General features: G+C 64.8%; 11 protein-coding genes. 8 read left to right on the top strand and 3 right to left on the bottom strand.

Annotated elements, in window-relative coordinates; all coding sequences use genetic code 11:
- Positions 1-38: 38 nt before the first annotated feature.
- Complete coding sequence (locus tag BN1188_RS20165; protein WP_040264393.1) at positions 39-230, bottom strand: hypothetical protein; 192 nt, start codon at positions 228-230, stop codon at positions 39-41.
- A 279-nt stretch (positions 231-509) separates the two neighbouring features.
- Between BN1188_RS20165 and BN1188_RS20170 the strand changes: the two genes are divergently transcribed.
- Together BN1188_RS20170 and BN1188_RS20175 are read left to right on the top strand one after the other, a co-directional pair.
- Positions 510-1,862: an MFS transporter gene (locus tag BN1188_RS20170; RefSeq protein ID WP_040264395.1), complete on the top strand. Its 1,353-nt coding sequence runs from the start codon at positions 510-512 to the stop codon at positions 1,860-1,862.
- 14 nt (positions 1,863-1,876) lie between these two features.
- Entirely contained in the window at positions 1,877-3,148 is a 1,272-nt protein-coding gene (locus BN1188_RS20175; RefSeq protein WP_040263469.1) for a gallate dioxygenase, read from the top strand.
- 174 nt (positions 3,149-3,322) lie between these two features.
- Here the strand turns inward: BN1188_RS20175 and BN1188_RS20180 are convergent, their stop codons facing one another.
- A complete protein-coding gene (locus BN1188_RS20180) occupies positions 3,323-4,507 on the bottom strand; it encodes a LysR substrate-binding domain-containing protein (protein WP_040263471.1) in 1,185 nt (394 codons plus the stop codon).
- A 130-nt stretch (positions 4,508-4,637) separates the two neighbouring features.
- On the opposite strand from BN1188_RS20180, the gene galB reads away from it, so the two are divergent.
- From galB to BN1188_RS20200, 4 genes are all read left to right on the top strand, one after another.
- Positions 4,638-5,378 carry a 4-oxalmesaconate hydratase gene (galB, locus tag BN1188_RS20185; RefSeq protein ID WP_040263473.1) on the top strand — a complete coding sequence of 247 codons (741 nt, stop codon included), beginning with the start codon at positions 4,638-4,640 and terminating at the stop codon, positions 5,376-5,378.
- Complete coding sequence (locus BN1188_RS20190; protein WP_040263475.1) at positions 5,375-6,091, top strand: 4-carboxy-4-hydroxy-2-oxoadipate aldolase/oxaloacetate decarboxylase; 717 nt, start codon at positions 5,375-5,377, stop codon at positions 6,089-6,091. Before galB ends, BN1188_RS20190 begins: the two co-directional genes overlap by 4 nt.
- A gap of 1 nt (position 6,092) precedes the next feature.
- Complete coding sequence (locus BN1188_RS20195; RefSeq protein WP_040263477.1) at positions 6,093-7,166, top strand: 4-oxalomesaconate tautomerase; 1,074 nt, start codon at positions 6,093-6,095, stop codon at positions 7,164-7,166.
- A 186-nt stretch (positions 7,167-7,352) separates the two neighbouring features.
- Positions 7,353-8,303, top strand: coding sequence for a GlxA family transcriptional regulator (locus BN1188_RS20200; RefSeq protein WP_040263479.1), 951 nt, complete (start codon positions 7,353-7,355; stop codon positions 8,301-8,303).
- Positions 8,304-8,460: 157 nt separating this feature from the next.
- Here the strand turns inward: BN1188_RS20200 and BN1188_RS20205 are convergent, their stop codons facing one another.
- On the bottom strand, positions 8,461-8,886 hold the full coding sequence (locus BN1188_RS20205) for a rhodanese-like domain-containing protein (protein ID WP_040263481.1): 426 nt from the start codon (positions 8,884-8,886) through the stop codon (positions 8,461-8,463).
- Positions 8,887-8,980: 94 nt separating this feature from the next.
- Here BN1188_RS20205 and ftrA point away from each other — a divergent pair, with 94 nt between their 5' ends.
- Together ftrA and BN1188_RS20215 are read left to right on the top strand one after the other, a co-directional pair.
- Entirely contained in the window at positions 8,981-9,967 is a 987-nt protein-coding gene (gene ftrA, locus BN1188_RS20210) for a transcriptional regulator FtrA (RefSeq protein WP_040264396.1), read from the top strand.
- A gap of 106 nt (positions 9,968-10,073) precedes the next feature.
- Positions 10,074-10,364, top strand: a complete 291-nt coding sequence (locus BN1188_RS20215; protein WP_040263483.1) for a hypothetical protein — start codon at positions 10,074-10,076, stop codon at positions 10,362-10,364.
- Positions 10,365-10,371 lie beyond the last annotated feature (7 nt).

The raw sequence follows: 10,371 nt of genomic DNA on the forward strand, positions 1-10,371 counted from the left end.
GCTGACTCAGCGACCTCCTCCAGTACAGCTCGAGCCGCTCAACGCACCTGAACCGCGATCCGCCCGCCTTTCATCGTAGCCGTCAGCCGATAGGGCAAGTCTGCTACCAGAAACTCCCGGGGCTGCCCGAGCACCTCGTTGAAAGGAATGCCGAAACCCACCAGGGCCAGGGTGCGCTCACCCAGGGTCAGCTCCGGTCCACTACGTTTTTCGCTTGCCGCGGTCGCCATGGCCGCTTCCTCCATCCGCTTCGATTAACTGTCAAACCTCCTATCGGCGCAGCGGCGGCAAGCTGTAGACCGGTTATCGGAAGGCATCGCCGCTGCGCCAGCCAGCCGCGGCGGCTATTTCCATAGAACCCTGATAAAAAAAAACGATACCCACAGTAACGCTTCGCAGACGACAAGCCCCGTGTCGGGCCATTACCTTGCCTTATCCGCCTTCTTCCCCAGGCGAGGATGCCGGCGCTTCGACCGGCAGCAAAACAATGACAATTCAGGGTGGCCTCCATGCAAAGCAACACACGCGTTGACGTGAAACAGTGGATCGACGAGCGCGCGGTTTCACCGCAACAATGGCTCGTGCTCGTGCTGTGCTTTTTCATCGTGCTCTTCGACGGAGTCGATGTCGCCGTCATGGGCTTCATCGCGCCAGCCCTGATGCAGGACTGGGGCCTGAGCAAGGCCGCTTTCGGTCCGGTGATGAGCGCGGCCATGTTTGGCCTGGCCGCGGGGGCCATGCTTGCCGGCCCCTATGCCGACCGCTTCGGCCGCAAGAAAGTCCTGCTGTGCGCCGTCACCTGCTTCGCGGTGTTGAGCGTGGCTTGCGCCTTTGCCCGTAACCCCTATGAGCTGGCCATCCTGCGCTTCCTGACCGGTATCGGCCTGGGCGCGGCCATGCCCAATACCACAACCCTGCTCTCCGAATACCTGCCGGAGCGTTATCGCTCATTGCTGATCACTCTGATGTTCACCGGCTTCAACCTGGGCTCGGGTGCCGGCGGGTTCGTGGCCGCCTGGCTGCTGAGCAGCCATGGCTGGCATTCGGTACTGTTGGTCGGCGGCATTCTGCCACTGCTGCTGGTGCCCTTCCTCTGGCTGTTCCTGCCGGAGTCGGCCCGCTTCCTGGTCGTCAAGAATGCGCCATCCCAGGCCATCGCCAAACTGCTCAACCGCATGGGCGGCCGCTTCACCGGCACGGAGCAGTTCACCTCGCCAGAGCCGCAGGTGATCCGGCGCGCGCCGGTTTCCACCCTGTTCAGCGAGCGCTTCCGTATGGGTACCCTGGCGCTGTGGGCCACCTACTTCATGGGCCTGATGGTGATCTACCTGACCATGGGCTGGCTGCCGACCTTGATGAAAGAGTCCGGCATCTCGGTAGAGCAAGCCGCTCGCACCACCGGCCTGTTCCAGATCGGGGGTACTGTTGGCGCCCTGGTGGTGGGCTTCATCATGGACCGTCGCCAGCCGAACCGCGTCATCGCCGGCGCCTATACCATGGGTGCGCTGTGCATCGCTTCGCTTGGCTTTGCCGGGCTCGAATCTACGCTGATGATGGTGGGCGTCGCCGCCGCGGGCTTCTTCATGAGCGGCGCGCAGACCGGCCTGAATGCGTTCGCGCCGGGCTACTACCCTACCGAGGCACGGGCTACCGGCGTGAGCTGGATGCTGGGCATCGGCCGCTTCGGCGCCATCTTCGGCTCGATCATCGGCGGTGTGGTACTGGCCCTCGGCTTGAGCCTGGTCACTCTTTTCGTTCTGCTCGCGGTACCGGCCCTGTTCGCCGCGCTGGCGATCCTGGCTAACGCCAAGGCCGCCCGGCGCGCCGAGGCCAGCACCGCGCAGCCTGTTGCAACTCATTGATGTAAGGAATAGTCATGGCACGAATCATCGGCGGCCTCGCGGTTTCGCACACACCCACCATTGGCTTCGCGGTGGACCACAACAAGCAGAACGACCCTGCCTGGGCGCCGATCTTCGAAAACTTCGGCCCCATCTGCCGGTGGCTGGAAGAGCGCAAGCCTGACGTCCTCTTCTATATCTACAACGACCACGTAACCTCCTTTTTCTTCGACCACTACTCGGCGTTCGCATTGGGTGTGGACGAGCGCTACGAAGTCGCGGACGAAGGCGGCGGCCCGCGCGACCTGCCGGCCATCGAAGGTCATGCGGCCCTGTCCCGGCACATCGGGGAAAGCCTGATGGCCGAGGAGTTCGACATGTCGTTCTTCCGGGACAAGCCCATCGACCACGGCCTGTTTTCTCCAATGTCGGCCCTGCTGCCGCACACCGACGGCTGGCCGGTAAAGGTGGTGCCGCTGCAGATGGGCGTACTGCAGTTCCCCATTCCGAGCGCCAGCCGCTGCTACAAGCTGGGCAAGGCGCTGCGCCGGGCCATTGAAAGCTTCCCGGAAGACATCGATGTCGCCATCGTGGCCACAGGGGGTGTTTCGCATCAGGTCCACGGTGAACGCTGTGGCTTCAACAACACCGACTGGGACGCTCAGTTCCTCAGTTCGCTGGTGCACGACCCCGAGCCTCTGACCCAGATGAGCATCGCCGAATTTGCCACCCTTGGCGGTCTGGAAGGCGCCGAAGTGGTCACCTGGCTGATCATGCGCGGTGCCCTGTCGGCCAACGTCGACCTGCTCCACCATGGTTATTACCTGCCTTCAATGACCGGTATCGCCACCCTGATACTGGAGAACCAGGCCCGGCCGTTGCCGGTCGACCTGGCCGAGCGCTATCGGGCCAAGGCCGGTGAACAACTCAAGGGGATCGAAGCGCTGAAGGGCACCTACCCCTTCGACCTGGCCCGCAGTGCCAAGGGCTATCGCCTGAACCGCTTCCTGCACCAGTTGATCAAGCCGGAGTTCCGCGAGCGCTTCCGCGATGAACCCGAAGCCCTGTTCGCTGAGCATCAGCTCAGCGAAGAAGAACGCGAACTGGTTCGCCGTCGCGACTGGCGCGGGATGATTCACTACGGCGTGATCTTCTTCCTGCTGGAGAAACTGGGTGCCGTGGTAGGCGTCACCAACCTGCACATCTACGCCAATATGCGCGGCCAGAGCCTGGAAGACTTCCAGGCCACCCGCAATCAGAAGGTGCTGTATTCGGTGGCAGGCAAGGAGCCAGCGTCCAAAGACTGATTGCTTACTGATGTAGGAGAAGGGCGAGGCTCCCCGATCGGCCGGCAGCGGGATTCCTACTGCCGGTCAACCGACAACAGCCCAGCGACTTCGCGAGCCACACCCGCCTTCGCCAGGGTCCACGACACCCTTGAAGGTCGGCGTGGCTCGCTTTTTCTTAACGCCGCCCGGCCCTCAGGTCTTCTCCACCACCCGGCGAATCTCCTCCATCAGCGCCTGGGCCGCGGGCGAGTGCAAGGCATTGGCCCGATGGATCAGGCCAATGGCGCGGCTGGTGTGGCGCAACTGCAGCGGCAGGCGTTGCAGGCTGCCGTTGGCGATCTCGTATTCAAGCTGGTGCGCCGATACGGCCGTGAGCATGTCCGAGCTCAGCAACAGGCCGCGGATCAGCGCCAGGTCACCGGTTTCCACCACGGGTACCGGAGGCTCGAGCCCCATGGCTTCGAAGAAGCCTTCGAGCAGCTGACGCGCCGGAGTGGCCGCCCGTGGCAGGATCCAGCGGGCATTGGCCAGGTCGGCAGGGCTTACACCCTGGTCGAGCAAGGGGTGGCCCCGTTGCGCCAGCACCACCATTTCCTCATTGAGCAAGGCCTCGCCATGCAGGTCCGAGGCGTACTCGCTCGGCCGCAAGGCGCCGAGGATGAAATCCAGGTCACCGGCCCTGAGTTCACTGGCCAACCACTCGAATGGGCTCTCGTGGGTGGCGATGCGTACCTGAGGATGGGCTTGCAGCAACGCGGCGATGGCCTGGGGCAGAATGCGGGTTCGACACAGCGGCAGTGCGCCTATGGTCACCACCCCTTCCAAGCTGCCACGCAGGGCGGCCAGGTCCGCATCGATGTGGCGCAGCTCATTCAGGGCGCGGCGAATCGGCACCAGGATGTCGGTGGCGATCCGGGTCGGTAGCAGGCCCCGGGGCGTGCGTTCGAACAACACCTGGCCGCTGCCGTTTTCCAGTACCTTGAGCGCGGAACTGACCGCCGGCTGGGTCAGGCCGAAGTGGCTGGCCACGGTTTGCATATGCCGGCTCGCGCATAGCCGTACGAACACTTCCAGGCGTCGCCCGTTGAGCAGGTACAGGGGCTCGGCCCCCGAAGCGTCACCCAGCAACACCGGCACGCGGGCCAGCTCGGCCAGGGCCGCGCGGGCCCGAGGCAGCACCCGCTTGCCGTATTCGGTCAGCAGCATGCCATTGGCGCGCCGCTCGAACAGCACCGCGCCCAGCCGCTGCTCCAGGTCCGCGACTGCACGGGTGACCACGGATTGCGCTCGATAGAGGGTTTCGCAGGCGCGGGAAATACTCCCCAGCTCAGCGACCCGCACGAAGGCACGGATTTGCATAAGGTTTGGCACGTCCATCGGATCACCCGGGCCAGCCGAGGCCGCCCTCCTAAAATTCGATAATTAAAACGCATACCAGTCGCAAGCCATCGCATTATGCCAGCGCGGCGCTGCATGCAAACCTTCGTTATCGCAAGAGGAGCCGTCCATGTCTGAATCCAACAAGAAAACAGCGCTGGTGGTCAGCGCCCATTCCGCCGACTTCGTCTGGCGCGCCGGTGGCGCCATCGCCCTGCACGCCCAGCAAGGCTATGACGTCCATATCGTGTGCCTGTCCTACGGCGAGCGTGGCGAATCCGCCAAGCTATGGCGCAAGGGCGCGGAAATGACCGAAGCCAAGGTCAAGGAGTCCCGCCAGCAGGAAGCCGAAGCGGCGGCGAAGATCCTGGGGGCCACTGTCGAATTCTTCGACCTGGGCGATTACCCGCTCAAGATCGACAACGACGCACTGCTGCGCCTGGCCCGCGTCTACCGTCGCATCCTGCCTGAGTTCGTGCTCAGCCACTCGCGACTGGACCCGTACAACTACGACCACCCCCGCGCCCTGGCCCTGGCCGAGGAAGCCCGCATCATTGCCCAGGCCGAAGGCTTCGACCCAGGCCAGAAGATTGTGGGCGCGCCGCCGGTTTACAGCTTCGAGCCTCATCAGCCCGAGCAATGCGGCTGGTGCCCGGATGTACTGCTGGATATCACCTCGGTCTGGGAGCAGAAGTATGCCGCCATCCAGTGCATGGCCGGCCAAGAGCACCTCTGGGAGTACTACACCCGCGTCGCCCTCCAGCGCGGCGTGCAGGCCAAGCGCAACGTGGGCATCACGTCCACCAAGAACATCATCTATGGCGAAGGCTACCAGAGCGTCTTCCCACGGGTAACGGAGAACCTGGGATGAGCGCGCTGATCGGCAAGACCGGCATAGTGGTACGGAACATTGAGCGGGCCGACGCCGCCTCCATCGAGGAGCTGGCCACCCTGGGGGTGGCCACGGTTCACGAAGCCCAGGGCCGCAAGGGCCTGCTGCGTAGAGACATTCGCCCTATCCAGCAGGACTTCGGCATTGCCGGCAGCGCGGTGACCGTGCTGGTGGCGCCGGGGGACAACTGGATGTTCCATGTGGCAGTGGAGCTTTGCCAGCCCGGCGACATCCTGGTCGTGGCGCCCTCCTCCCCCTGCGCCGACGGCTATTTCGGCGACCTGCTGGCCACCTCGCTCAAGGCCCGCGGCGTGGCCGCGCTGGTCATCGACGCAGGCGTGCGCGACTTCCGCACCTTGCGCGAGATGGGCTTCCCGGTATGGTCGCGGGCAATCAGCGCCCAGGGCACGGTGAAGGAAACCCTGGGCTCGGTGAACATTCCGCTGGTCTGCGGCGACCAGCTGATCCATCCGGGCGATGCCATCGTGGCTGACGACGACGGCGTGGTGGTTGTCCGTCGCGGCGAGGTCGAACCAGTACTGGCCGCCACGCGCAAGCGCGCTGACGTGGAAGAACAGAAGCGCCTGCGGCTGGCCTCTGGCGAGCTGGGACTGGACATCTACGACATGCGCCCGCGCCTGGCAGAGAAGGGCCTGCGCTACGTGGACCGCCTCGAAGACCTGGAGCAATGAGATGAGCCAACGCGCCATTCCCTGTCTGATGATGCGTGGAGGCACCTCCAAGGGCGCCTACTTCCTGGCCAGTGACCTGCCACAAGACCCACAGGTGCGAGACAAGGTGCTGCTGGCGGTGATGGGCTCTCCGGACCCACGCCAGATCGATGGCATCGGTGGCGCGGACTCTCTCACCAGCAAGGTGGCCATTATCCAGCCCTCGACCCGCCCGGACGCCGACGTGGACTACCTCTTTGGCCAGGTGGTAGTGGCCGAGCCGCGGGTGGACTACGGGCAGAACTGCGGCAACATCCTCGCCGGGGTTGGCCCTTTCGCCATCGAGCGGGGCCTGGTGTCGGCCACCGGTGAGTTGACCCTGGTGCGTATCCATATGGTCAATACCGGCCAGATCGCGATTGCCCAGGTGCCGACCCAGGACGGCGCCGTTCGCTATGAAGGCGCCGCGCGGATCGACGGCGTACCCGGCACCGCCGCCCCGCTGCTGGTGGAGTTCACCGACGTTGCCGGGTCCAGTTGCGGCAGCCTGCTGCCCACTGGCAATGCGGTCGACCTGTTCGACGGCGTAGAGGTGACCTGCATCGACAACGGCATGCCCGTGATCGTACTGCGGGCCAGCGACCTCGGCGTTAGCGGCTATGAGAGCCCGGCCGAGCTGGACGCCAACGAAGCGCTCAAGGCGCGGATCGAATCCATCCGGCTGCAGGCTGGGCCGTTGATGAACCTGGGCGATGTCAGCCAGCGCAGCGTGCCGAAGATGTGCCTGGTGGCCGAACCGCGTGACGGCGGAGCCATTCATACCCGCAGTTTCATTCCCCACCGCTGCCATGCCTCCATCGGTGTGTTCGCAGCCGTGAGCGTGGCCTCGGCCTGTCTGCTCGAAGGCGGGGTGGCCAAGGCGGTCGCCTTCGTCCCCACGGGCGACCGACCGCTGTTGTCCGTCGAGCATCCTGGCGGTGAATTCTCCGTCGAGCTGCATCTGGACAACGGCCAGATCGCCGGCTGTGGCCTGCTGCGCACGGCCCGGCTGTTGTATGACGGGAAGGTGCAGATACCCCGGGGGGTGTGGCCCTAGGCAGCATGAGACCTGGCTCGATACTCGGTGACTCCCTTCGACTGGACTCACCTGGCAGATACCCTGGCGGCCAAGCGCAATGTCTAGGCCGTGGCGTTCAGCTTGGTCCGAGGCCTTGCCGAGTCACCGCCAAGGCTTGCTATAGTGCCCCCGCCTGCGCTCCGCGGCGCACCCGGGGATTCGACCATGAGAGACATCGCCATCCTGCTCTACCCAGACATGCTCATGCTGGACATGGCCGGGCCCGCGGAAGTGTTCTCCATTGCCAATCGCTACCTGGGTCAGGAGCAGGGTTACCGCATTACCACTCTTGCCGCCCCGGCGAGCCGTATACAAGCCTCGAACGGTATCACCTTGCACGCCGACCTTCGGCTGGAGGACGCGCCGCTGGCCTGGGACCTGTTGCTGGTGCCCGGCGGGCCGGGGGCCTATAACGGACAACATCAGACCGACCTCACCTGGTTGCGGGAGGCCGCCGGTGCTTCGCGTCGCCATGGGTCCATCTGCACCGGTGCCTTCATGTTGGGCGAGGCCGGGCTTCTCGAGGATCGTCGCGTCACCACTCACTGGCACTACATCAGTCGGCTGAAACAGCGTTACCCTCGGGTGACGCTGGAAACCGACCGGATCTTCGTGAAGGATGGCAACCTGTTGACCTCCGGAGGCATTACCGCCGGGATCGACATGGCCTTGTCCGTGGTCAGCGAAGACCACGGGCGTGGCGTGGCGCTGGATGTGGCCAAGGTGCTACTGGTGGTCATGCAACGCCAGGGCGGCCAGGCGCAATTCAGCCCGCTGGTCGCTGAGCTGGCGATGGACGACTCGCCCATCGCCCAGGTGCAGCGCTATGTGCTGGAGCATCTGGAAGAGCCCTTCAATGTCGAACGGCTGGCCGGCCTCGCGGCCATGAGTGCGCGCCATTTCGCCAGGCAGTTCAAGCGGGAAAGCGGCACCACCCCCATGGAGTTCATCCAGCGCGCCCGGGTGGACCGCGCCCGCCAGTTATTGGAAAGCGGCGACCTTCCCCTCAAGACAGTGGCCTTCCGCAGCGGCTTCGGCAGTACCCGCCACATGCGCCTGGCATTCAACGATCGTCTCGGGCTGACGCCGGATCAATATCGGCGGCAGTTCGGGTGAAGGTCGCGGTCGTTCGTTTTAAGGCATATCTCAACGCCCTGTAACCTTCGGGGGCTTCGCCCCGCTCCTACACCCGCGCAACCATGTAGGAGACGGGCACCGCCGCAGACGGAGCTCGCGAAGACCTTTGCTGGCACCATGCCGCATCCTTCGCTATCTAGGCACAACCACAGCTCAAGCTCGCCCCCTCCTGCACACTCAAAGCGAACCCCTCATCCAGCCAGCCGGTGATGCCGCCGAGCATTTCCTTGACCTTGAAGCCCAGCGCCGCCAGGCGCACGGCGGCGCGGTGCACGCCATTGCAGTGGGGGCCGGCGCAATAGACCACGAAGAGCGTGTCGGCCCCATAGCCGGCCAGGCCCTCCCGGGTAAGGCTGCGTTGGGGGAGATTGATGGCGCCGGGAATGTGCCCCGCGGCGAAGGCTTCGGCACTGCGTACATCCACCAAGACGTAGTCAACCTGGCCACTGAGCTGGCTGTGATAGACGTCCGAGCAGTCGGTCTCGAAGGCCAGGCGATTGCTGAAGTGCATCAAGGCTACGCTGGGCAAGGCGGCTGGGGTGTGGCTGACGAGGCTGGTCATGATCTTGCTCCTGTGTGATCTGGCCCTACTGTATTTCCCTGGCGCTTATGGCTACAGTGGCGACTCTGACAGGTACCGGCAGGTTTCCGCCAAAATGCAGCCTACTCCCGGCATAGTCGCCATCGTCGCCTACGACGGCCTCTGCACATTCGAATTCGGCATCGCCGTGGAGATCTTCGGCCTGGCGCGGCCGGAGTTCGAATTTCCCTGGTACCGGCACCGGATTCTCGCGGCGGATGCCGGCCCGCTGCGAGCCATGGGCGGCATCCAGGTGCTTGCCGACGCTGGGCTGGACGGGCTGGACGAGGCACACACGGTCGTGATTCCGGGCTGGCGCAGCCGCGAGCAGGGGCCTCCCGCCGCGCTGCTGGAGGCCTTGTGCCGGGCACAGCAGCGCGGCGCGCGCCTGCTGTCGATTTGCTCGGGTGTGTTCGTGCTGGCGGCGGCGGGCTTGCTGGACGGCAAGCGAGCCACCACCCACTGGCGCTACACGGCGGAGCTCGCGGCACGCTACCCGGCAATCGAAGTGGACCCTGACGTACTCTACGTGGACGCCGGCCAGATCATCACTTCCGCTGGTAGCGCAGCCGGGATCGACGCCTGCCTGCATCTGGTCAGTCGGGATTTCGGCACGGCGGTGGCCAACAGCGTGGCGCGTCGGCTGGTGATGGCGCCGCAGCGCGGTGGCGGGCAATTGCAATTCATTCCGGCGCCAGTGGCCCAGGACGCTCGCAATGATCTGACTCCGGTGCTGGACTGGGCCAGACGGCACCTGCACCAGCCCATCACCGTGAGCAGCCTGGCCGAACGCGCCCTGATGAGCGAGCGCACCTTCCTGCGCCGGTTCAGCGAAGCCACGGGGCTTGCCCCCAAGGCCTGGCTGCAGCAGGCACGCCTTGCCCTGGCGCGCGAGCTGCTGGAAACCGGCAACCTGCCCCTCGAACGCCTGGCAGAGCGCTGCGGCTATGGCTCGACGGAAGCCTTCCGCCTGGCCTTTCGCAAGCACAGCGGGCTGGCGCCGTCGGCCTATCGCGCACGTTTCGGGCAAGTCTCAGGGACTTCGAGCGCGGCGCCGGCCTAAGCGGGCCCGAGGCCTCTTCCAGGGAACGACCCGCCGACATCGGCTGTCGGTTAGAACAGCAGCGGCGCAAAGCCGTGACGCTTTCAGGTTCCCTTAGGAGTAAACGATGAAGTTCCAAAAACAGGCCATGGCCGGCCTCTACCTGGCCACCTCGCTGTTCACCGCTCATGCCCTGGCAGCCGATGACAGCGCGCACAAGCATGACACAGGTGTGCACACCGAGATCCGTGACGGGGCCAATGAGACCCCTGAAAGCAACAAGGGCAAAGGTGGCGGCCTCCTTGACATGGGCCCGGTGAAACAACGGGCCGAAGACCAGAAGCCGGGCAAGTCGGAGAAGAAGTACGAGAACCAATACGAAACCGACCGTACCAAGAAGAAAGGCGAAGGCCAGTAAGGCCAGC

The organism is Pseudomonas massiliensis, from assembly GCF_000826105.1.
GTDB lineage: Bacteria > Pseudomonadota > Gammaproteobacteria > Pseudomonadales > Pseudomonadaceae > Aquipseudomonas > Aquipseudomonas massiliensis.